21 protein-coding genes are annotated in these 23,151 nt (G+C 46.0%); 9 read left to right on the top strand and 12 right to left on the bottom strand.

Annotated elements, in window-relative coordinates; genetic code table 11:
• Position 1 precedes the first annotated feature (1 nt).
• On the bottom strand, positions 2-802 hold the full coding sequence (locus DRW07_RS06950) for an alpha/beta fold hydrolase (protein ID WP_124027169.1): 801 nt from the start codon (positions 800-802) through the stop codon (positions 2-4).
• A 102-nt stretch (positions 803-904) separates the two neighbouring features.
• Between DRW07_RS06950 and DRW07_RS06945 the strand changes: the two genes are divergently transcribed.
• Entirely contained in the window at positions 905-1,720 is an 816-nt protein-coding gene (locus DRW07_RS06945) for an acyl-CoA thioesterase (protein ID WP_124027168.1), read from the top strand.
• Positions 1,721-1,727: 7 nt separating this feature from the next.
• Here the strand turns inward: DRW07_RS06945 and DRW07_RS06940 are convergent, their stop codons facing one another.
• The gene (locus DRW07_RS06940) at positions 1,728-2,573 is read right to left on the bottom strand and encodes an HDOD domain-containing protein (RefSeq protein ID WP_124027167.1); all 846 of its coding nucleotides are present in this window, start codon (positions 2,571-2,573) and stop codon (positions 1,728-1,730) included.
• 203 nt (positions 2,574-2,776) lie between these two features.
• Between DRW07_RS06940 and DRW07_RS06935 the strand changes: the two genes are divergently transcribed.
• Positions 2,777-3,931, top strand: a complete 1,155-nt coding sequence (locus DRW07_RS06935) for a glycosyltransferase (RefSeq protein ID WP_124027166.1) — start codon at positions 2,777-2,779, stop codon at positions 3,929-3,931.
• On the opposite strand, the gene DRW07_RS06930 is transcribed toward DRW07_RS06935, so the two are convergent.
• Entirely contained in the window at positions 3,914-4,318 is a 405-nt protein-coding gene (locus DRW07_RS06930; RefSeq protein ID WP_124027165.1) for a SufE family protein, read from the bottom strand. The two genes, DRW07_RS06935 and DRW07_RS06930, sit on opposite strands and share 18 nt — an antisense overlap.
• Complete coding sequence (locus DRW07_RS06925; RefSeq protein ID WP_124027164.1) at positions 4,305-4,679, bottom strand: DUF2750 domain-containing protein; 375 nt, start codon at positions 4,677-4,679, stop codon at positions 4,305-4,307. The genes DRW07_RS06930 and DRW07_RS06925 overlap by 14 nt, the downstream gene beginning before the upstream one ends.
• Before the next feature lie 73 nt (positions 4,680-4,752).
• On the opposite strand from DRW07_RS06925, the gene xthA reads away from it, so the two are divergent.
• A complete protein-coding gene (xthA, locus tag DRW07_RS06920) occupies positions 4,753-5,562 on the top strand; it encodes an exodeoxyribonuclease III (protein ID WP_124027163.1) in 810 nt (269 codons plus the stop codon).
• 12 nt (positions 5,563-5,574) lie between these two features.
• Complete coding sequence (locus DRW07_RS06915; RefSeq protein ID WP_124027162.1) at positions 5,575-6,216, top strand: energy-coupling factor ABC transporter permease; 642 nt, start codon at positions 5,575-5,577, stop codon at positions 6,214-6,216.
• Here DRW07_RS06915 and DRW07_RS06910 read toward each other — a convergent pair whose 3' ends face one another.
• Positions 6,217-7,413, bottom strand: coding sequence for a lipoprotein-releasing ABC transporter permease subunit (locus DRW07_RS06910; protein WP_124027161.1), 1,197 nt, complete (start codon positions 7,411-7,413; stop codon positions 6,217-6,219).
• Between the two features lie 92 nt (positions 7,414-7,505).
• On the opposite strand from DRW07_RS06910, the gene DRW07_RS06905 reads away from it, so the two are divergent.
• The 4 genes from DRW07_RS06905 to DRW07_RS06890 are packed head-to-tail and all read left to right on the top strand — an operon-like array spanning position 7,506 to position 13,283.
• Positions 7,506-8,090, top strand: coding sequence for a PilZ domain-containing protein (locus DRW07_RS06905; protein WP_124027160.1), 585 nt, complete (start codon positions 7,506-7,508; stop codon positions 8,088-8,090).
• Complete coding sequence (gene mfd, locus DRW07_RS06900; protein WP_124027159.1) at positions 8,087-11,584, top strand: transcription-repair coupling factor; 3,498 nt, start codon at positions 8,087-8,089, stop codon at positions 11,582-11,584. Before DRW07_RS06905 ends, mfd begins: the two co-directional genes overlap by 4 nt.
• On the top strand, positions 11,581-12,741 hold the full coding sequence (locus DRW07_RS06895; RefSeq protein WP_124027158.1) for a CsiV family protein: 1,161 nt from the start codon (positions 11,581-11,583) through the stop codon (positions 12,739-12,741). The genes mfd and DRW07_RS06895 overlap by 4 nt, the downstream gene beginning before the upstream one ends.
• The gene (locus tag DRW07_RS06890) at positions 12,738-13,283 is read left to right on the top strand and encodes a cob(I)yrinic acid a,c-diamide adenosyltransferase (protein WP_124027157.1); all 546 of its coding nucleotides are present in this window, start codon (positions 12,738-12,740) and stop codon (positions 13,281-13,283) included. The genes DRW07_RS06895 and DRW07_RS06890 overlap by 4 nt, the downstream gene beginning before the upstream one ends.
• On the opposite strand, the gene DRW07_RS06885 is transcribed toward DRW07_RS06890, so the two are convergent.
• Positions 13,280-14,596 carry an SLC13 family permease gene (locus DRW07_RS06885; RefSeq protein WP_240630549.1) on the bottom strand — a complete coding sequence of 439 codons (1,317 nt, stop codon included), beginning with the start codon at positions 14,594-14,596 and terminating at the stop codon, positions 13,280-13,282. The genes DRW07_RS06890 and DRW07_RS06885 overlap by 4 nt on opposite strands.
• Before the next feature lie 44 nt (positions 14,597-14,640).
• Positions 14,641-15,603 carry a beta-N-acetylhexosaminidase gene (nagZ, locus tag DRW07_RS06880; RefSeq protein WP_124027155.1) on the bottom strand — a complete coding sequence of 321 codons (963 nt, stop codon included), beginning with the start codon at positions 15,601-15,603 and terminating at the stop codon, positions 14,641-14,643.
• Positions 15,604-15,676: 73 nt separating this feature from the next.
• Between nagZ and DRW07_RS06875 the strand changes: the two genes are divergently transcribed.
• A complete protein-coding gene (locus DRW07_RS06875) occupies positions 15,677-17,965 on the top strand; it encodes a penicillin acylase family protein (protein WP_124027154.1) in 2,289 nt (762 codons plus the stop codon).
• 4 nt (positions 17,966-17,969) lie between these two features.
• Here DRW07_RS06875 and DRW07_RS06870 read toward each other — a convergent pair whose 3' ends face one another.
• The 5 genes from DRW07_RS06870 to pheS are packed head-to-tail and all read right to left on the bottom strand — an operon-like array spanning position 17,970 to position 22,784.
• The gene (locus DRW07_RS06870; RefSeq protein WP_165870438.1) at positions 17,970-18,494 is read right to left on the bottom strand and encodes a DUF1993 family protein; all 525 of its coding nucleotides are present in this window, start codon (positions 18,492-18,494) and stop codon (positions 17,970-17,972) included.
• Between the two features lie 13 nt (positions 18,495-18,507).
• On the bottom strand, positions 18,508-19,062 hold the full coding sequence (locus DRW07_RS06865) for a hypothetical protein (RefSeq protein WP_124027152.1): 555 nt from the start codon (positions 19,060-19,062) through the stop codon (positions 18,508-18,510).
• A gap of 5 nt (positions 19,063-19,067) precedes the next feature.
• Positions 19,068-19,367 carry an integration host factor subunit alpha gene (ihfA, locus tag DRW07_RS06860; RefSeq protein WP_124027151.1) on the bottom strand — a complete coding sequence of 100 codons (300 nt, stop codon included), beginning with the start codon at positions 19,365-19,367 and terminating at the stop codon, positions 19,068-19,070.
• A gap of 3 nt (positions 19,368-19,370) precedes the next feature.
• Positions 19,371-21,758: a phenylalanine--tRNA ligase subunit beta gene (pheT, locus tag DRW07_RS06855; protein ID WP_124027150.1), complete on the bottom strand. Its 2,388-nt coding sequence runs from the start codon at positions 21,756-21,758 to the stop codon at positions 19,371-19,373.
• Between the two features lie 45 nt (positions 21,759-21,803).
• Complete coding sequence (pheS, locus tag DRW07_RS06850; protein WP_124027149.1) at positions 21,804-22,784, bottom strand: phenylalanine--tRNA ligase subunit alpha; 981 nt, start codon at positions 22,782-22,784, stop codon at positions 21,804-21,806.
• Between the last annotated feature and the right edge of the window lie 367 nt (positions 22,785-23,151).

Genomic DNA, 23,151 nt, shown 5'->3' with positions numbered 1-23,151 from the left:
CTTATTCAAGTAATAATTGGTTAAGTAAAGTAGCCGTTGCTTTGGGGTGTTCAAGTGGAAACATATGGCCACCCTCTGCAACGGTGTGTCGCATGTTGTGCCGTTTTACAAACCGTCTGTACATGATTGGACGACACACATCACTCGCTCGTCCAGTAACTAGCACCCCTGGACATTGCAACATGCCATTCAAGCGATTCAGATCATCGGGAACATGCCTGAATAGTTGCGCTTCTGTAGCGGCCTTTATTACTAGTTCACGGCCTTCACCTTTGCTGACCAAACCACTGTCGACGTAATCAGCAATGCACTTATCGTCCATGTTTTTAAACAGGGCCTTTGACTTGAAATAAGCCACCGGATCTTCTGACTTATGCCAGTAGGACCGGCGTACTGCGGATAGTGAAGCAGGTGTTATTTTGTCAATGGCGGCAGTTTTTTTGGCCGCTCTGAGTAAGGGGGCAAATGGCCCTGTTACTAAGGGAGGATCGAACATGATAAGTCCGTCAAATAAGTCAGGCCTCTCACAACAGGCTTTAAATGAAACGATTGCGCCCATGGAATGTCCCACTGCCCATAACGGTATATCAGCATGTTTAAATTGTTCACAGTAGTGAATCAGTTCATTTACCAATGTGTGCCAATTTCTATCATGTTTGAATGTCTGCTCGGAGGCAAAATGGGGCTTTGACAGCACCTTGATTTGATTATCAAGAGCGTCAAACACCGCACGATAGCTGCCTGATGGAAATCCATTTGCATGGGCAAAATGCATTTGAACTCTTGCTGACTGCTTCGACATATCCACTCGTACTCCTGTTTAGATTAATTACCTTGCAGACATTTGTTTGATATGAGAATTGCGTTAATATGGTGCCATAGTATACAACTCATCGGACCACAGATGCACGTAAATCAATTACTCAGCATGCCAGAAAACAAGGCAACTTCCGAAACATCATGGCTATATAACAATCTGTCTATACCAAAAGACTGGTCACAAGGACGAACGTCCTATGGAGGAATTAGTGCAGGTATGGTCTTTAGTGCAATTCAAGAGCATGCCGACGACGCGCAGTGCTTGCGCGCCTACACCACTAACTTCATTGGTCCGATAGCATTAGAGACGCCTTTTGATATTGTTGTTGAAAGCTTGAGAGTGGGGAAAAACGTGGCCCAGTTTTTGGGTAAGATTGTGCAAGACGGGAAAACCTGTGTTATCTGCCAGGCTGTTTTTGGTACGCCGAGAGCCTCAAATGTGACGGTTGCAAACAAAGACAGTCACGATATGACACCACCGAAAAAAGGCAATTTCATTCCTCAAATTCCCAAGGTGACGCCAAAGTTCTTACGCCATTTTGACCTGAGTGTTGAAGGTGGCGGTATGCCCTTTACACGTAAAAAAACGAGTCATTATCACGGGTGGATGCGCTACAAAGAAGCGCCTGAAAGTGTTCAAATGGCACATCTCATCACCATTATTGATGCTTGGCCTCCAACACTTTTGCAGATGCTCAAATGGCCAGCACCAGCCAGCACGATTAGTTGGCATATTGATTTCTTACACCCTATGCCTGACATTGCTGGCGATGCTTGGCTGGCTTATCAGGCTGACACCCGACAGGCAAACGATGGTTATGGGCATACGGAAGCGACTATCTGGAGTCAGACTCACCAAGCCATTGCTATCAGCCGTCAGACAGTGGCAATTTTCGACTAGCCAGCCCCTAATACATCATAAAGGCAGTGGGATTAAACAGTGACAAGATACCCAAGCATTGGATATTGCTGATATCTAATGCTTCTTCTAAATCAGCCCGCTCTAAATCAAGCAGTGTTTGTGTGTGAGGATTGACGTTGCTGTAGGCAGGGTAAATATCTGAGTTGATGTTATCCAGGGCTAAACTATAAGCCAGTTGAAGAATATGCCCCTCAAGTTCGGTGATATCTGCAGGGTCATAATTAATTGTGCGGATAGCTTGCCAAATAGGTTCTGGCAACCCCCATTTTTTTATAAGCAGTGCCGATAAGGTAGTGTAATGAAAACCTAATACTGCATGCTGCAGGTTGGCTGGTGTAATGTCTTTATTAAATTTCAGACACTTCTTCGCTTGTTCGGGCACAACAGATATAGCGACTAACTCGCCGATGTTGTGCAATAAGCCAGAAACAAAAAGCCGTTCAGCATCTTTTATCCGATACCGCTCCCCTAGGTGTTTAGCCAATAAGGCACAACTCACGCTTTGTTCCCAAAACTTATCCAAATCTATTAGTGTGCCACTGATGTCTTTGAAAGCATGGCTAACGCCGTACGCCAGTGCCATGTCGTAAGCAGAGCGCGTTCCTACTACCTGTAATGCTCGAGGAATGGTTTCGATCTTGTTGGGGAAACGGTACAGAGAACTGTTTGCAATTTTCAGTAACTGAGTGGCTAACGCTGGATCCGTAGAGATAATAGTGCCCATATCTTCAATACTGCTGGCACTGTCATCCATGCACGCCTTGAGCCGTGTTACTGAATCAGGTAACACAAACAATGACTCGGCTTCTGCAACTAAGGATTCTAACTTCATGCTAACCTCTGAGGACGCTACTCATTATTAAATAGTTCACAGGTGACGATTATGCCAAGTTTTTTGCATCAATATTGTTAAAATTAACGGCTAATTTCATGGTATTCTGCGCCCAGTGTTTGGATAGCTAAAAATAGAAGTTGAACGTTCTCATAATTGGCTGTGTATGGCCAGAGCCAAAATCGTCCGCAGCTGGACGCAATATGCTCAACATCATTGAACAGTGTAAACAGAAACAATGGTCTGTCGTTTTTGCATGCGCGGCACAAGCTAGCACCCATGCGGTTGATTTAATGGCTTTGGGTGTTCAAATAAAAGAAATCGCGTTGAACGATAGTGAATTTGACACTTGGGTACAGACAATGAATCCCGATATTGTGATATTTGATCGCTTTATGACGGAAGAGCAGTACGCGTGGCGGGTCACACATGCTGCACCACATGCTCTCAAAGTACTGAATACCGAGGATTGTCATAGTTTGAGAAGTATCAGGCAAAAACATCTTGATGAAGACAAAGACGTGAGCAGCCTGGATATTGCGCTCAGAGAAGCAGCCGCTATCCTGCGAAGTGATGTAACTTTAGTGATTTCCGACTATGAAATGCGATGGCTCGAAGCACATTTTTCCGTGCCAGCCAGCCAGATGATCTTGGCCCCATTATGTATGCCCATGCCGCATGGCGCAGATAAGCATTTCACGTCTTCGCGGCATATTAGTTTTATCGGCAATTTTAAACACGCGCCAAACTGGGATGCCGTATTAAAGCTAAGAAGCCTCTGGCCTGCGATACGCAAACGTATTGGTAAGACTGAAGAGTGTCATATCTATGGTGCTTACCCGCCCAAAAAAGCCACAGAACTGAGTAATACTGCAACCGGATTCTTAGTTAAGGGCTGGGTTGATTCTGTTGAAGACGCTTTTACTCCCTACCGCGTATTTGCCGCCCCCCTTCAATTCGGTGCGGGGATCAAAGGCAAACTTATTGAAGCAACGCACTATTCTACTCCGAGTGTTACAACGGCAATAGGTTGTCAGGGTATTGCTGAACCAAAAGATTGGCCAGGCACAATAGCCGTAGATGACAGAGAATTTATTGATGCAGTCGCCCAACTGTATAACGACCAACATACGTGGGAACAGGCCCGTGACAAAGCGAAAATACTGTCCCAGTCACAGCAGGTCAACACGCGTCGCTTTAGTGAAGTATTTGACCAGCTAGAAGGCCTTCATCAACACTTGGATGAACACAGAAAAGCTCATGTTCTATCCCGCATCGTGAATCATCAAACACTGAAAAGCCATCAATACATGTCGCAATGGATTGAAGCCAAAACGAAATTAGCAGCTACCCAATGATCGTTGCAGGGCACGCAATCGCTCGATCACTTTCAATACACCATTATTTCTTGAAGGGCTAAGTAGGCGCGTAAGACCGAGCTCACTAATGTACATAAGCAAGTCAAAATTGCAGAATGTTTGAACTGGTTGCCCCTGAAGCGGCTCTATTACCAGCTGCAATAATCCACGGACAATTTTCCCCGGTGAATATGCCTCAATCGACACTTGGTCAGACTGCTCATCAATACTGACTTTAAGCCAAACGGGTGATTCACAACCTTCTATATAATGGCTATCTGATCGGTCTTGTTCATCCAGAATCGGCAATGCCTTACCCGCGAGCATTAATTTGCGCGTAGCCGCATCCCAGCCATGCGAATTTTTAACCTGCTCAGCCCAGTTCATCCATTACCTCTTGTGCTGACATGGTAATGGCATCTTCATGCTTATCGCTCGGGCTCACTACTACCCCTACACCGTTCTGAATGAGGCCCGGCAACCACGCTGTTCTAAATTCATGTAAACTTATACGCTCCGGTGTGGTGGAGGCATGGTGCTGTTGCGCCCACATTTGCGCAAGAATTTCATGTGACCACAAGGGTAAAAACACACTATCCTGTTGTTCTAGCATTACCCAGCCGTCGTCTCCCTTTAAGCCCCATACACACAGTGTACTGCTTAAATAGTCGAAAAAGCCCTGTTGTCGGGTCTCTGCATCCAGCGTCATCCACTCTTGGGCTAACGTGTCAGTGAGGGTAAGTGCCATAGTTTATTCCTTTTATTGCTTCTCATTTGTTACTATTCAGTGATGCACAATTACATCATTACTACAGGGTCGTATGAAACTGGTTTCATTTAATATCAACGGCATTCGTGCGCGTCTTCACCAACTAGAAGCGCTTATCACATCTCACCAGCCCGATATTATCGGCCTGCAGGAGACAAAAGTACACAATGAACTCTTTCCTGTTGAGGCTGTAGAAGCCATGGGCTATCAGGTTTTTTATCATGGGCAAAAGGCACATTACGGTGTGGCTATGTTGTGCAAAAAAACGCCGATTGACATAACCTATGGCTTTCCTACTGACGATGCTGATGCGCAAAAGCGCATGATCATGGTAAAAACGCAATTAGATAATGGCGAGACTCTTACTGTTCTCAACGGCTATTTCCCACAAGGCGAAAACCGAAATCACGAAACAAAGTTTCCTGCTAAACAAAAGTTTTACGCTGATTTACAGCACTATTTAACCACCTACCATTCACCTGAAGACAATATTGTTGTGATGGGTGATGTCAACATATCACATACAGATAAAGACATTGGTATTGGAGAAGAAAACCGCAAACGCTGGTTACGAACAGGAAAGTGTAGCTTTTTACCTGAAGAACGAGTTTGGTTAAATACCCTGCTTGACTGGGGGTTTACTGACAGCTTTAGACAACTAAATCCCAGTGTTGATGACAAGTTCAGCTGGTTTGATTATCGCTCAAAAGGGTTTAATGACAACAGAGGTTTACGCATTGATTTGATTATGGCAACAAACTCTTTAATGGCTAAAGCCGTAGAATCTGGTGTTGATTATGAGCTCAGAGGCATCGAAAAGCCCTCTGATCACGCACCGGTATGGACGCGGTTTGACGTTTAAAAAGGTTTTGGTTTGACCCTATTACAAATTGCCACACTGGCCGGTTTTTGTGGCTTGTTGTTTTATATTTCACGGCATCTCCCGTTGCACGACTTATTGCAGAATAACAGGCAACAACACCTGGTCTTTGGGTGTGCAGCCGCGGTCTTTACATTGTGGCTTTTCAGAGCAGGTATTTACGAAGGGTTAAGTGTACACTTCTTGTGGCTGCCTGCCCTAGCGCTTACTTTGGGGCTGAGATGGGGCATCATCTGCGCGACTATGGCTCTGCTGGGTGTAACGGCAGTCGGTATAGAGTCCTGGTCCATGTTTGGAGTAAACGGCCTTTTGGGTATAGTCTTGCCCATGAGCCTTAGTTACCTGGTGCTCATGCTCGCCTTTCACAAACTGCCTCGGCACTTATTCGTCTATATTTTTATTTGCGCTTTTTTCCCTGGCGCTTTGGGCATCGCCTCAAAAATGTTTTTTCTGACCGGGTATTACACATTAGATGGCCTTTATACTTGGCAAGTCGCTTTTGACAATTACCTAATATTGACCCCGCTTATGTTGTTCCCTGAAGCCATGTTAAACGGTATGACGATGACGCTCCTGGTTATTTATAAGCCAGACTGGGTTTACACATTTCACGATAAGTTTTACTTAGACAAATAGTTATTCATTGTGCAGTGTTATAGCGGGTTGAAGCCTCATCGCTCTAATTGAAGGGTAAAAGCTTGCCAGTAAACACAAGCCCAAGGATAACGCTACCACAAGCATAATTTGGCCGTAGTCAACAACAATAGGAACAGCATCGCCATTTACTGACAATGCCAAGGGTACGTTAAGCGCGGCCAAGAGTGGGTTGATGCCAATAATACACAGCGCACCAAGCAAACAGCCTAGCACTGCCCCTTTGACTCCATTTAGCAGCCCATTGATTAGAAATATATTCATGATACTTGCTGGTGACATGCCCTGTGTTTGCAAAATAGCGATATCTGCCTGTTTTTCTGACACCACCATCACCAACGCTGACACGATATTAAACGCCGCGACAGCAATGATCAGCAACAGCATCACAAACATCAGGTTTTTTTCCATTTTCACAGCATCAAATAAGGTGCCTTGTCTATCTCTCCATGAGGTAGCTGTATACCCTTTAGAGACTAACCAGTTTTCAACAGATTCAAATTGAAACGCATCGTCTAAAAAGATTCGCCATTGGCTGCTCTCATTACTCACGGTACGTTTAAGTTTTTGCACATCCTGCCAATGCATGAATATCACAGTGTCATCGACTTGAGATCCCAAGTCAAAAATACCTGACACAGTCACTAAACGCTGACTGGGTACTCTACCAAATGGCGTGTAAACCGTTTTACCAGCAATCATTACCCTGACATTGTCACCAACTGAAATGCCTAGCTGACTGGCTAGAGCGCGCCCTACCACAGCGTGAAATTGCCCCTCGGTAAAAACAAAATCGCCCAGAAACATATTTTGGGTCACGATACTATGCTGGCGCATTCCTTCTTCTGACACACCTTGCAACATGACACCGCGTAACTCAGTGGAGGATTGCACAATGGCCTCACCTTCTTCAAAAGCCATGACACCCTTTACGTTTTCCCGTCCACTTAACACTGTGCTGTCTACTGCAGATTCGGTGATAATATGGGGAACGACACCCAGCACGCGCTGCTTTAATTGAGCTTCGAAACCATTCATGATTGAAACCACAGTGATTAATGCCATTAGCCCGAGGGTGATCCCAGCAACCGAAAAGCCGTTAATGAAAGCCACGAAACTGTTGCTTTGTCTACTTTTGGCATAACGCATTGCGATAAACAGTGAAGGAGTCGGTAACATCGGTCGATAGAAAACTAGTAGAAGACTTAAGCTGCAAGCATAATACGTGTAAGCTTAACAGCGAACAAGCCAAAACCCGGGGTAGAGTGGCAATGAGTGTCAGTGCAGACAAACAAGAACAATTTGATGCCTTTTTTATGATTGCGCACCCATTGAGCGTTAATGTTATCCCACAAGACACCGCCCTGCCAGACAGTGATGAATTTGAGGCACTTATGCCTCATGCTTTTAAACTGGCTGGACAATTTTCGTCGGCCGATACGTCGCTATTACGCAGTCTAAAAAACCTCGGTGATCAAGCGGATGTTTTGGTTGAGTACTTTCAGGCTCAGGCACAAAAGCTGGATTGGATGCTCTCCTATATTTTGGAGCAGCAAGACGATCCAAAATACCGCCATTCGACTATTAAGTTCGGCGGCGCAGGCATGGTGGTAAAACTTAGTAGGCCCATGACAGTAGGCGATGTTGCCCAGCTAAAGCTTTTTGTACCTACCGAACACAGTGCCATTTTCTGTTACGGTGAGGTCATTGCTTGCGAACAGGTTGAAGATGCGTACCATACATCGTTTTTGTTTAGCCGCATTCGCGAAAGCGATCAGGAACTGCTCGTGCGGGCCAGCTTGCACTTACAGACTCAGCAATTAAGAGCCAGGAATCAATCTACATCAACCTCATGAATTTAAGTTTACAACAACTTCCTTTACCCAAGTCCAAGACCAATAAAGCCATTCAAGACCACAAACGCTGGGGAGCGCTTTCCGGTAGCAGTGACGCACTCGCAATCACTGCTTTATTGGTACAACACCAAGGCCCGTTAGTCGTAATCACAGCGGATACACCGTCTGCAATGCGGCTTGAGCGGACCCTGCGTTTTTTTATTGAAGATAAAGACTTGGCTATTACGCTTTTCCCCGATTGGGAAACGCTGCCCTATGACGCCTTTTCACCGCATCAGGATATTGTTTCTCAGCGTCTAGAAACCCTGTATCAGCTTACACGGGCAGACAAAGGCGTATTTATTGTTCCTGTTAACACCTTAATGCAACGGGTTGCTCCCACTGACTACCTGGCTCATGAAGTTATCATGTTCGAAAAAGGGCAATCGCTGGACAGAGATAATTTTAGGCGCCAATTGGAAGAAGCGGGCTACCTGCACGTTAATCAGGTAATGAGCCATAGTGAATTCAGTGTCAGAGGCAGCATTATTGATCTCTTTCCCATGGGCAGTGAGCAACCTTTTCGACTCGACCTATTTGACGATGAAATAGACACTATTCGCTACTTTGATCCCGACACACAGCGAAGTGCCGAGACTGTCGATAAAATAAGACTCCTGCCTGCCAGAGAGTTTCCTACCGATAAAGAGGCGTTAAAGCACTTCCGGCAACGCTACTTGGATAAGTTCGGTACTGACAACCCAAAAGACAGCGTGTTACCGTCTATCAGTAAAGGTACATTGGTCGGCGGCATAGAGTATTATCTGCCTCTGTTTTTTGAACAGACAGCAACACTTTTTGATTACCTACACCCAAATGCCTCGCTAATTATTCATGGTAATGTTCAGACTTCAGCACAACGCCATTGGGAAGATATTAACAATCGTTTTGAGCAACTTCGTTATAACCTGTCTCGGCCGTTGCTCTCACCTGATGATGTGTTTATTGATGTACACAGTATCTTGTCGGCCTTTAAGCAATGGCCTCGACTTTCTTTGTCCGACGCTCATTTCGATGAAAAAGCTGGCACAGTCAACGCAGACATTGCTCCTGTTGCGAATATCACCGTCAACTCAGCGCTAAAACAGCCGTATTCCGGCATAGTGGCGTTATTGAGTAAGGCTGAGATGGCGAAGGGTAAAATGCTGTTCGTCGCCGAGTCGACTGGTAGACGGGAAAACATGTTGGAAATTTTGGCCAAAGCCAACATTAAACCAACCCTGTTCTCCACGTTCTCCGAATTTATCAAAAGTAAGCAGCCGATTGGAATCACCATTGGTTGGCTAGATAGCTCCTTTGTTGTTGATGAAAACAAGCGACCATTGTATGTGATCAGCGAGACCGAATTACTGGGTCACAAAGTCAGTCAGCGACGTCGAAGAGAAAAACAACAAGCGACCGACGAAAACGCGATTATCCGAAATTTAGCGGAGCTATCCATCGGTCAGCCTGTGGTGCATCTTGACCACGGGATCGGCCGCTATCAAGGCCTACAAACGCTTGATGCAGGAGGTGTGTCTACTGAGTATTTGCATATCGAATATGCCAATGCTGCCAAGTTGTATGTTCCCGTTGCCTCATTACACCTTATTTCCCGATATACCGGTGGCGATGTAGATACCGCACCGCTGAATCACCTTGGCACAGATGCTTGGGCAAAAGCCAAAAAGAAAGCGGCGGAAAAAGTCAGGGATGTGGCAGCAGAATTGCTCAATGTTTACGCCAAGCGCGCAGCCAAGCCCGGTTTTGCCTATGCCATTAACTGGCAGGAATACGAGCAATTTGCCGATAGTTTTCCGTTCGAGGAAACGCCCGATCAGCAGCAAGCAATTGCCGCTGTATTAAATGATATGGGCACGGCCACTGCCATGGACAGACTGGTATGTGGCGACGTAGGCTTTGGTAAAACAGAAGTTGCTATGCGCGCAGCATTCATTGCCGCAAATCAAGGCAAACAGGTCGCCATACTGGTCCCTACCACTTTGTTAGCACAACAACATTATGAAAATTTTAAAGACAGGTTCTCTAGTTGGCCGTTCAGAATAGAAGTGATGTCGCGTTTTGTCAGCGGGAAAACTAAAAACCAGGTAATGGACGGTATTGAACAGGGCACGGTTGATATTGTGGTGGGTACCCATAAGCTGCTTCAGGACGATATGCGTTTTGCTGATTTGGGCTTAGTTATAATTGATGAAGAGCACAGGTTTGGCGTAAGACAAAAAGAAAAATTTAAAGCACTTCGCACCGATGTGGATATTCTTACCCTTACTGCAACGCCAATACCTAGGACGTTGAATATGGCGCTGTCAGGGATGCGTGACCTTTCTATAATCGCTACCCCACCGGCCAAACGTCTGTCCATTAAAACGTTTGTACAGCAACGTAATGAGGCAGTGATACGCGAAGCTATCATGCGTGAAATACTGCGCGGAGGACAAGTCTACTTTTTGCATAATGAAGTAGAAACAATAGAGAGAACCGCGCAGGAAATCGCCGATATTGTGCCTGAAGCCAGGATTGCTATTGGTCACGGTCAAATGCGGGAGCGAGAATTAGAAAGTGTAATGAGTGATTTTTATCACCAGAGATTTAATGTTCTCGTGTGCACCACCATAGTCGAAACCGGTATAGATGTACCAACAGCTAACACTATTATTATGGATCGGGCTGACCACTTAGGACTTGCTCAATTGCATCAGTTACGAGGGCGCGTTGGCCGATCGCACCATCAAGCCTATGCGTATTTGTTGACCCCCCACCCCCGCCGTATGACAAAAGACGCCACCAAACGTCTCGAAGCCATTGCCTCACTTGAAAATCTCGGTGCAGGCTTTGCTTTGGCAACCCATGACTTAGAAATTAGGGGAGCGGGCGAATTACTTGGTGATGACCAATCAGGCCAAATAACCAGTGTGGGTTTTTCCTTATACATGGACATGCTTGACCAGGCTGTTGAAGCTTTGAAACAGGGTAAGGAACCCTCGCTTGATGACGCATTGGCAAAACAGACAGAAGTAGAGTTACGTATACCGGCGCTGCTCCCTGATGACTATATAAATGATGTAAATCAGCGATTATCGCTGTACAAAAAGTTCGCTAATTGTCAGACTCAGGGCGAGATAAACGAAGTGCAGATTGAATGCATTGATCGTTTTGGTTTACTGCCTACACAAGCTAAAAACTTGGTAGAGACCACAATATTGAAAGTCAGAGCGAAACAACTTGGCATTGAAAAAATAGACATAAATGCCCAAGGTGGCGTCATTGCATTTAATGAAAAAATGAAAGTAGACCCTGGTTTTATCATTCAACTGGTCCAACAAAACAACAAAGAGTTTCGTTTTGAGGGCAGTACAAAGCTCAAATGGCTATTAAAAACAGATAGTGCCGAAAAGCGCCTGAAAAAAGTATCAGCACTCTTGGATAAATTTGAAAAGGAGCTGATCGCAGTATGATTGCAGCCATAGGTCGCTCAGCAGCTCATGTGGGTTTGTTACTTTCAGTCGTTCTCCCCTCCTTTGTTGTGTTGGCAGAGGAAGACTGGTGGTTTGATGTTGAGGTGGTCATCTTTGATCGCGGACAGGGCTTGCAGGAGATTGCAGAGAAATTTGTCGAAAGCACTGAGTTTACCCCCAAAAAGACGGATTGGGATATTATTAACACGGTCACAAAACCTAATGTTAGCTGGTTGCTACAAAGCCTGCCTGTATGTAATCCGGAGCCAGATTGGCGCCTGATATCCGCTGAAGAGGTTTACCCTTTACCAACACTGCCAGACTATGTTCCGCTCGCAGGATCCACGGAAGAAGAAAGCGCGCAACCTGTGGAACTGGACCCGGTTAGAGTATGGTTAGATGCTTTTGCCCCTGAGGTGTTAGGCCCGGCGTTCGATGCCCAGATACCGAGGACTGATTGCTTTGATACACACGCACTGTTTCACAATACGTCAAGCTATCCAAAGTTAGAGCAATTACCCGTGGTGATAGACGGTACTGGCAAGGATGAATCCTGGGGCGCACATATCCTTGATGCAGAGCAACATAGCCTCACTGAACTGAGCCAGCGCATCAGACGAGAAAGAAAGCTGACCAGACTGTTGCATATGGCATGGCGCCAGCCCGTAGCATTTGGTAAAGATAATGCCAAAACCATTCGTCTTTATGGCGGCCAAAATTATGCTGATCGCTTTGATGCTTTCGGGAATGCGCTAACAGAGACTCCCATTACCGACGTAGCATCGGAGATGGAATCTTCGTTGCAAGCCTTTACCTATGCTTTGGCCACATCCGACCGTTTAACGCCCGAGCAGATTATTCAGCGTATACCGCGGCAATCTATTCAGGACGAAGCAACGACCTTAAATGAATTGTGGCAAATTGAAGGCGCAATGAAAGTGTATTTACAATATGTCAATCGCGTGCCCTATTTACATATCGAAAATGACTTTTTATATCGTCAGCCCATTAAAGAGCGCAACAGTTCGAGCGAGCGAGCACGATTGGCAAATATTCCCTTTAGCCAGCTGCGAAGAGTGATTAGTACACAACTTCATTACTTTGATCACCCCATGTTTGGGGTGCTGGTTGAAATCAGGCGATACAAAAAACCATGAAGATTTATACCCGCGGTGGCGATAAAGGAGCCACACACGTTTACGTGAACAAAGCTGTACGCGTCACAAAAGACGATGCCATCATAGAGGTCTATGGTGCACTCGATGAACTTAATGCTCAGATGGGTTTATTGCGTGCGCAGCTTGAACAAAGTAGAACGAACGCTGATGATAAAACGAGTGAAACTTTGTTGTTAATACAGCGTGCAATTTTTGAAGCGGGCTACGCTTTATCGGCAACCAGTCAGCTAACGCAGCAGCACATCGACTGGCTGGAGGAAGGCATTGATCACATGCAAAGCAAGCTTCCTCAACAAACCGCCTTTATATTGCCCGGAGGTACTCTGTTAGCAAGTCAGGCGCATGTATGCCGTACCGTATGCAGACGCGCAGAGAGAGCGATGGTAGCACTGACGAGCGAACATGAGGTCAGTGATATTGCTATGGCTTTTGTCAATCGCTTATCCGACTGGTTGTTTGTATTTGCCCGTTTGCAAAATCACCTGATCGGCGAGGGAGATGTGCTGGTTCGCCCCGATTAAACGGTTAGCCATACTACACCGCTCACCACAAATGCTACGATCAAGTTTAGTATGGCGCCTTCTCTTGCCATGACTTTAATTGGCACAAGTCCACTGCCGTAAACAATGGCGTTTGGTGCAGTCGCAACAGGCATCATAAAGGCACAACTGGCACTGATTGCAGCCGGCATCATCAACAGTAGTGGGTCAATATCCATAGCAACCGCTGCACTTGCCAATATAGGCATCAGTAAGGTTGCAGTGGCGGTGTTTGACGTTATTTCCGTTAAATAACTCACACCAATGCACAGCAGTAGCATAATGAGGATGACTGATAACCCAGCAAGACTGGCAAACTGTTCCCCTAGCAAAACACTCAAACCTGACGCAGTAAATGCCTTCGCTAAACAAATTCCCCCCGCAAATAGCAGCAACATTCCCCATGGAATATCTTGGGCCGTTTCCCAATCAAGTAATCGCCCTGGCTTTTCTTTATTCCCATCGGGGATCAGGCACATCAACACCACGCCGGCCAACGCTACTGTACTGTCATTCACACCGGAAATACCCAGTGCATCAGTCCAATAGGGACGCGTTATCCAGCTGAGTACAACAATAAGAAAAGCCACTAACACACGTATTTCAGCAGATTGCCAATTGCCAGGCTTGGGCAACGAAGGGGGAGCGATGGTAAAGTTTTTACGTGTTAGCCACAATGCGATAATAGGAATAGCCACAATGACAATAGGCACGCCTGTTTTCATCCATTGAATAAAATTAATACCCTGCCCAAACGTCTCTTCGTAAATACTGATCATGATAATATTGGGGGGCGTACCCACGGGTGTGCCAACACCGCCGAGACTACCAGCATAAGCAATACCCAGTAACAACATAGGTGCCAATGCCGGCGCGTTCAACTTAGTTAAAACAGCAAGTGCAATAGGCAATAACATGAGTACCGTAGCCGTGTTGGATATCCACATGCTTAAAAAGGCGGCGGTGAACATAAAGCTTAGCACTAGCGTTCTGGCATTCTTAGCGCCAGTAAAATGGATCACATTAAGTGCTAGTCGTTCATGGACATTGGATTTTTCCAACGCCTTAGACAGCATAAAGGCGCCCATTAACAACAGAATCACATGACTGCCCAGCGCCGATGAGGCTTCTTGAACTGACAACACACCCGAAAAGGGAAATGCAAAAAACGGAATAATGGACGTTACCGGTATCGGTAATGCTTCACTTACCCATAGGGTCGCAACGACTACGGTTATTGCCGCTGTTGAGGTAATTTGCGGTTGCGCACCTGCCATTGTGCAAACCAACGCCATTAATAGGCCATTAAACAAACCTATCCCTAGCCACAGAGGTTTAATCATTGCTGGTTCCTTCTTAATACATTTAGCGCTTCATCGTAATACTGCTGGCGGTTAATACATTGAGATAAATCAGATTTACTTAAACTAGGACTGGGTCGAAGCACCAGCTTCTCTAGCGCCGTCAATACTGGCTCTACTTGCTCCGGTGCGTTGCACAATAATAGATAGTCACAGCCAGCTTCATACGCCGCTTCAGCGCGCTGGGCATAGCTACCCGCCACACTCGCGCCTTCCATTGACAAGTCATCTGAAAAGATGACACCTTTAAAATTCAATTCATCTCTAAGTGTTTGTTGCAACCAAAACGGTGAATAGCCTGCAGGTAACGCATCACAGTGTGAATATATGACATGTGCCGGCATTATACCGTCAAGCATCCCCTTGCTGATCAGCCGATGAAAGGGTTGCATGTCGATTTTTATTTCAGACGCTGTCCGATTGTCCACCGGGCAGTCGATATGTGAATCAGCCTCAACACTACCATGGCCTGGAAAGTGTTTACCGCAGGCTGGGAAACCCATGGTATGAAGTCCTTTGATTAAGGCGGAAGCTCTGTTTTCAATAATATCAACACTTTCACTAAAGCCTCTGTCACCGATAACACGACTGCCATTATCGCGATCCAATACAGGCGCAAAACTTAAGTCTATGCCATGTGCCTGTAACTCATAGGCCATTATGATGCCACAAGCAAACGCCTCTTCTTCTGTTACACAGCCCATAGCGGGCAACGCGGTGAACCCATCCCGAAAACGCTGTACCCTCCCCCCTTCGTGGTCGACCCCAATAAATATATCCGGTCTGACTTTATGGATATGCGCAGTAAGGGCCTTGAGCTGCGGCCCATTTTCAAAGTTGCGAGTGAACAATATCACTCCGCCCACCAAAGGATGTTGTAAGTGCGCAATTTCGGCAGAAGTGAGTTTTGTACCAGCAAAATCTATAACAAGTGGTTGCATGACAACGCGTATTTTAATCCTATAAATAAAGTCTTTATACGGGTAGGATAATGAAAAATAAGGAGATTAACACGTGTTAAAACTTATTAAATTTGCACTGATCACTCTGCTTACCCTCATCGTTTGCGCGTGTGGTCTCGCCTACTACAGTTTTACAGGCAGTTTACCTGTCCTTGACGGGCAAAAAAGTAGTGTTGAGATAACTTATCCCGGCACGATTGCACGAGATAGACTGGGGCACGCCGTAATAACCGCTCAAACCAATGAGGATACCGCCTATCTACTCGGCTATGCCCACGCCCAAGACAGGCTTTTTCAGATGGACACGCAACGCCGAGCAGCATCCGGCAGACTTTCAGAAATTGTAGGGGCAGCCACTATAGAAATCGACAAGCAGACTCGCTTTTTTCAATTTGAAGCTCGAGCAAATGAAATCATAAAGCTGCTACCCGAAAGTCAACGCAATCTTCTTGCGCACTATTCAGCAGGGGTAAACGATGCCGTTGATGAACTTTCTTTTCTTCCCTTTGAATACCTGCTTACGCAAAGTACCTTCGAGCCTTGGCAACCCAAAGATAGTTTATTGGTTATTTACAGTATGTATTTAGACCTTCAGCTTGGACAGGTAAACCGCGATCTCGCTTTTACGCGGATTGCGCATCACTTTGGCCGCAATATGGTTGACTTTATTCTGCAGCCTTCTCATCATCAGGCAGCATTAGACGGCAGCCGAGTGGTAGACAGCGCGCAAGTTCCCCGCTTGCCTCAACAGGTAGCACGCTCTAGGCATATTCTGGAAGAGCCACTAGATATTGGCAGTAATAATTGGGCGGTCAGTGGCCAGCTTACAGACTCAACCAGCGCCATGCTGGCCAACGATATGCACTTGAGTTTGCGCGTCCCTATCATATGGTACCGGACCCAATTAAATTACGTCGAGGGTGACGAGCAAATATCGGTTACGGGAGTAAGTTTACCGGGGATCCCAGGGGTAGTGGTCGGTACTAACGGATATATTGCTTGGGGATTTACAAACGCTAATCTGGACAATACCGACTGGATAGAACTGAACAATGATACCGATATTGAGCCTGTAACTGCCGTAATTCAGGTAGCTAACGCAGACCCGATAGAGATAGAATTACAGCAAAGCCAGTTTGGTCCTGTACGTACCGTTGAAGGTATCAATTACGCGCTGCGCTGGGCAGCATTACAACCCTATGCAACTAACTTAAACCTAGTGCAACTGGCCCGAACAAAGTCAGTGAAAGACGCCCTCTCCGTCGCCAGTGGTTTTGGCATCCCCGTACAAAACCTAATGCTTGCTGATTCTGCAGGCAGTATTGCCTGGACACCAGCCGGTGCAGTATCAGCGCGAAAAACACCGAGTAACCTTGCCCTAAATGAAAAGGACTATGATGACAACTGGCGTCATTTTGAAACTGAGCTTCCCTATGTAGTAAATCCGGCCAATCATCGACTATGGACGGCCAATGCGCGTGTGATCTCAAGCCATGATTTAAAGCGCTTTGGCGACGGGGGGTATGCCATAGGAGCCAGAGGGGAACAAATTCGCGATCGATTATTTGAACACAATAGCTTTGGTGAATCCGATTTTTACGCGATACAACTCGACAATGAAGCCCGCTTTCTTATTCCCTGGCATGCATTGCTCTACAAAACATTGGCTTCACATAAGGATGTACACCCTATTGCACTAGAACATGTGCAAAACTGGCGTTCCTGTGCTTGTCCGGATTCGGTGGGTTATACGCTGGTCAGACGATTTCGCTCTCAGGTTATCTCTGAGCTCTTTGATCCTATCGCAACCAAGCTAAGCGCCGAACACGTGCGTTTTACTCCCATAATGCGTCATATTGAACCTTCTACTTGGGATGTATTAAACCAGAAGCCCGATGACTGGCTTCCTCCGGGTCATGGGAGTTGGGACGCATTTCTACTCGGTGCATTTGAACAATCACTGACCTCATTGAAGGCCGAATTTGGCAACAACGCTAATTTGCAGCAGCTTGCTTGGGGTGAAGTAAATCGTCTAGCAGTCAAACATCCTTTGTCTTCTGTCATTCCATTTATTGGTACTCGGTTGAATATGCCCACACAAGCAGGCTATGGAGACAGCTACATGCCTGCCGTCCAGGCTCCTAGATTTGGTGCATCGCAACGGCTTTTCGTGCGTCCTGGCGACCTAGACAAGGCAATTCTTACCCTGCCAGGTGGGCAGTCAGCTCACCCACTTTCGCCTTTCTACACCGCGGGTTTTAGCGACTACATCCAACACAATGCAACGCCTTTGTTGCCACAGGAAATAGTGCATGAACTGCATTTTTATCCGCAAGAGTAGCGCGCTACTCAGGTAATCCTATTGGCAAACGTCCCATAAAATCAGGCTTTCCTAGAGGAACGCCTTTCATTCTTAGCATGTCGTATATAGTGGTAGCATGAAAATAGAGGTTTGGGTATGTGAATGCTAAGACAAAGTTTTCTGTAGTAAAAGGAATGGACTTGTCAGCGTACTTAAAGTACATCGGCTGGTTTGAACGTGCGTTGATCTGCCCTTCAGAAAACCCAGACAACTCAGTTACACCGGTCTTTAAATAATCAATGAGTTCAGAATAGCTCATCTTTTCCACAGGTTGAGGTGGGCTAAATTCGCCCTCAAGCAGACCTTTCATCCCGTTTACAGCCTGATGATAAACAATGGTTACCTGAAAGCTAAACGGTTGCATATCATCGGCGAGCTGCATAGTGACTATCTCATCCAAGTCAACCCCTTTGCCTTGCAGGTATTCAGCGCCCTTTTCCATCACTTTTATCGTCGCGTTAATTACTCGAAGATAGTTAGGAACAGTCAATTCAAATAATGTTAACAAGGTCCAGCACTCCTTATTCCAGTAGTTGACCAAGATCAGCCTGTGCAAAACGCTCTAACCACAAGGCTTTAGCACCTTGTTCGGCTTGCTGCTGATCCATGCCTTCTGATTTCAGCGTTGCAACCAGTTCTGAAAATAAACGGTTGCGTTGTGCAATAATTTCATCAGCCTTAGCAAACCTGTCTTTCGCCTCAGGATAACGTGCTTTATGGGGAGAAATTGAAGTTAGGTTTCGATAGCTATTTACGACAGCCTCATCAAATAACCGCCGTTTGGCGTGAAAACGCAGATAATTTAATGCCTGGTCACTCGCCAAATAGTCAAGATCATCACTTGCTAACCCCATTTCTTCAGCTACACGCACCACATCATTCAACTTATCCTTAATCATATCGTTATTTTGCTGTTCAACGCCTGTAATAGCGATAGACATAACGTCTGTAGCGTGAAGTAAGTCGAATTTGCTAATTGAAGTGTGAGCTGGTGTTGGCGCCTTTGGTGCTAGAAAAAGTAACAACACAACAACCAGACTGACAAAAGCCAGTCCGGCTATAATAAATCTATTCATAGTGACTAGTGATCAGTTGGCTTTGCGTTTTCTACGCGACTTTTGAGCTTCTGACCCGGTCTGAAAGTAACTACCCGTCTTGCTTTGATGGGTATATCTTCCCCCGTTTTCGGGTTCCGCCCTGGTCGTTCGTTCTTGTCCCTAAGATCAAAGTTACCAAAGCCAGACAGTTTTACCTGTTCTCCGGACTCGAGAGACTGCTTAATCTCTTCGAAAAACGCTTCCACTAAATCTTTAGCATCACGCTTGTTCATCCCTAACTTATCGAATAAGTGTTCTGCCATCTCGGCTTTGGTCAATGCCATACTTTACTCTCTTAACGATGCACCAAATTTGTCAGCCAATGCTTTCAAAACAGTGTCAACGGCAGCCTGAATCTCTGCCTCTTCCAATGTTTTTTCCACATTTTGTAGGGTTAATGACAACGCTAAGCTCTTATAACCAGCGTCGATTCCCTGACCAGTATATACATCGAATAAGTTTAGGCCAACTAATTGATTTACGCCAAATTTTTCTATGTAAGAAAGCATATCACCTACAGCCACGTCTTGTTTAACGGTAATTGCAATATCTCTGCGATTTGACGGAAAACGTGAAACTGGCTGTGCATCAGGCAACAACCGGTCAATGAGTGCATCCTGTCTTAATTCAAAGACAAACACTTTACCGTTCAAGCCAAGCTTTTTCATAAACTGTGGGTGTATGGCACCCAACCAGCCAATTGACGCGTCAGCGATGAATATTTCGGCACTCATTCCAGGGTGTAATGCGTGGTGTTGTGCCTTCTTGAACGTAACGTCTGACAGCTTACCCGTTCCTTTTATCAACGCTTCTACGTCAGCCTTGGCATCAAAGAAATCAATAGGAGACTCTTTGCTATCCCAGTGGATATTGTTTCTATTACCGGCTAACACGCCACCGATAACAGGCTCTTGGCGAATTCCCTGCACAGCATTGTTATCTGGAATGAATCGCAAACCCGTTTCAAATAGGCGAACGCGCGATTGTTGGCGTTTTTGATTGTATGAAGCGGCGGCCAGAAGCCCGGTCCATAAACTTACGCGCATTGCTGACATATCAGATGCGATTGGATGCGGCAGCACTATGCCTTCCATTTCAGGAAACAACAGTGTTTGAATATCCGGGTCGACAAACGAATAGGTAATCGCTTCATCGTACCCCCTAGTAAGAAGCACTTGCTTGATATTAGAAAGCGATCTACTAGCCTCCTGCCCCGCAATAATATTTAACTGGCTTAACGGTGCAGTAGTCGGTACGCCGTTGTATCCGCTTACTCTAGCAACCTCTTCAATCAAATCCTCTTCAATTGCGATATCGAAGCGATAGCTTGGTGCCTGAGCTTTGTAGTTAGCACCGTCATACTCAACATTCATACCTAATCGAGTCAGACAATCAATTACCGTCTCAGCACTGTAGTTATCGCCAATGACTTTTTCTAAGCGATCATGGCGCAGAGTGACAGTTTCCCTAACAGGTATATGTGCATCGGATACGGCTTCAACCACAGGCCCTACTTCACCGCCACATATCTCTACAATTAGTGCAGTAGCACGTTCCATGGCATCGTGTTGTAACTGCGGGTCAACGCCGCGCTCATAGCGATGGGACGCGTCAGTATGCAAACCGTATTGACGAGCACGACCAGCAATAGCGTCGGGTGAAAAGAAGGCACTTTCTAACAAAATAGACTGGGTTGATTCCGTCACACCGCTGTGGAGACCACCAAAAATACCCGCCATTGCCACGGCTTTCTCGTCATCAGCAATGACCAGAGTACCTTCTTTTAACGTCACGGTAGACTCATCCAACAAGGTAATCTGTTCTTCGGGTTTAGCCAAACGAACGTCAATGCCACCAGAAATCGCCGCGAGATCAAATGCATGCATGGGGTGACCAAGCTCTATCAATACGTAATTAGTTACATCAACGATAGGGTCGATGCTGCGAATACCACTGCGACGGAGCTTCTCTTGAAGCCAAAGGGGTGAGCTTGCATTCAAATTTAGATTTTTGATGATACGGCCAAGATAACGTGGGCAAGCCTCTGGTGCCGACAACGCTATTGCGATCTTGTCATCACAGGTTGCAGAAACAGCCGATATTTGCGGCTCACACACATCCAATTTATTGAGCACACCGACTTCGCGCGCGATCCCACGAATGCTCAAGCAATCAGCGCGGTTAGGTGTTAAGTCAATATCGATGGTTGTGTCTTCTAAGTTCAGATACTCACGGATATCTTTACCGATAGGCGCATCAGTGGGCAATTCGATAATACCGTCGTGGTCATCACTAATACCCAGCTCTGAAAAACTGCACAACATGCCAAAAGAGGGCGCACCACGCAGTTTAGCTTTTTTAATTTTAAAGTTGCCTGGAAGCACTGCACCCACAGTGGCGACTGCTACTTTAATACCCTGTCGGCAGTTAGGCGCACCACAGACAATGTCAAGCAACTCACCTTCACCAACGTCAACTTTAGTTACGCGTAACTTATCGGCGTCAGGATGTTGTCCACATTCTACCACCTCACCTACAACAACGCCGGTAAAGTCACCAGCCACCGGAAGCTGGTCATCAACTTCTAGTCCAGCCATACTTAGCTGTTCACTTAATTCATTTGTACTAAGAGCCGGATTAACCCACTCTCTTAACCAATTTTCACTGAATTTCATTCTTGATTACCTAAACTTTGCTTATTGGTTGATTCTTAAAATGGGTTAATTAAATTGCTTTAAGAAACGAAGGTCATTCTCAAAGAATGCGCGTAAGTCAGTCACGCCATAGCGCAACATAGTAAGACGTTCAACGCCCATTCCAAACGCAAAGCCAGTAAATTCTTCAGGGTCAATATTGACCGCTTTAAGTACATTAGGATGGACCATACCGCAGCCCAGTACTTCTAACCATTGACCGTTTTTGCCCATTACATCTACCTCAGCGGAAGGCTCTGTAAATGGAAAATAAGACGGACGAAATCTGATTTGCAGTGACTCTTCAAAAAAGTGGTGCAGAAAATCGTGCAGAATTCCTTTCAAATGTGCAAAGCTCACGTTGCGATCGACCATTAAGCCTTCGACCTGATGAAACATAGGCGTGTGGGTCTGATCGTAATCATTACGGTAAACACGACCAGGAGAGATAATTCGCAATGGTGGTTTTTCAGTTTCCATAGTGCGGATTTGTACGCCAGATGTTTGCGTACGCAACATCATGTCAGGGTTAAAATAGAAGGTGTCGTGATCAGCCCGTGCGGGATGATTAGCCGGTATATTCAAGGCATCAAAGTTGTGAAAGCCGTCTTCAATTTCAGGCCCGGTCTTCACTGCAAAACCTAACTCACCAAAAAACTTTTCGATACGTTCAATGGTGCGATTCACCGGATGAAGATTACCGGGAAACTCAGTACGCCCAGGCAAAGTGACATCCACAGCTTCTTCAGCAAGTTGCTTGTCCAGGGCCGCGCGCTTAAGTGCATCGCCTTTTTCGCCGATTGCCTTCTGAATGGCCTGCTTGGCTACATTAATTTTCTGGCCAGCAGCAGGTCGCTCTTCTGCAGACAATTTTCCCAAACCTTTAAGCAGGTCGGTTAACCTGCCCTTTTTACCCATAAACTCTACTCGAACTGCATCGAGTGTTGCCGCATCTTCTGCAGCGTCGATCCGCACTTTGGCTTCTTCGACAATTGCGTCAAGTTCCATTGTTGTTTGAACCCTTCTTTATGACGTGTTTAGTTGTTTTAGCACTGTGCCAATTAGACTATAGGAAGGAGGATTTATTTGTAGACACGCCGTGCACCCATCCATGGGGGCTTCACTTCGGCATCCATGCCTCAGAGAGTCTACAAATAAATCCTCCTTCCTATAGTCCAATTGGTACTTCCACCAATTGCTCACTGAATTTCTTTAGTTCAATTCACAAGTGGTAGGCTATCAATTTGGAATTTACTGGTAAGGACCATGTCGGTAGACCTTCGAAGGCATGGATGCCTGAGCAGAGCCCCCAAGGATGGGTTCACGGCGTGTCTGGCGACATGGTCCTTACCAGTAGGTTCAAAATTGAATACCC

Source organism: Paralteromonas sediminis, assembly GCF_003820355.1.
In the GTDB taxonomy this organism is placed as follows: domain Bacteria; phylum Pseudomonadota; class Gammaproteobacteria; order Enterobacterales; family Alteromonadaceae; genus Alteromonas_F; species Alteromonas_F sediminis.
Note: the sequence above shows the minus strand (reverse complement) of the source record. Positions and strands in the feature narration are given on the sequence as shown.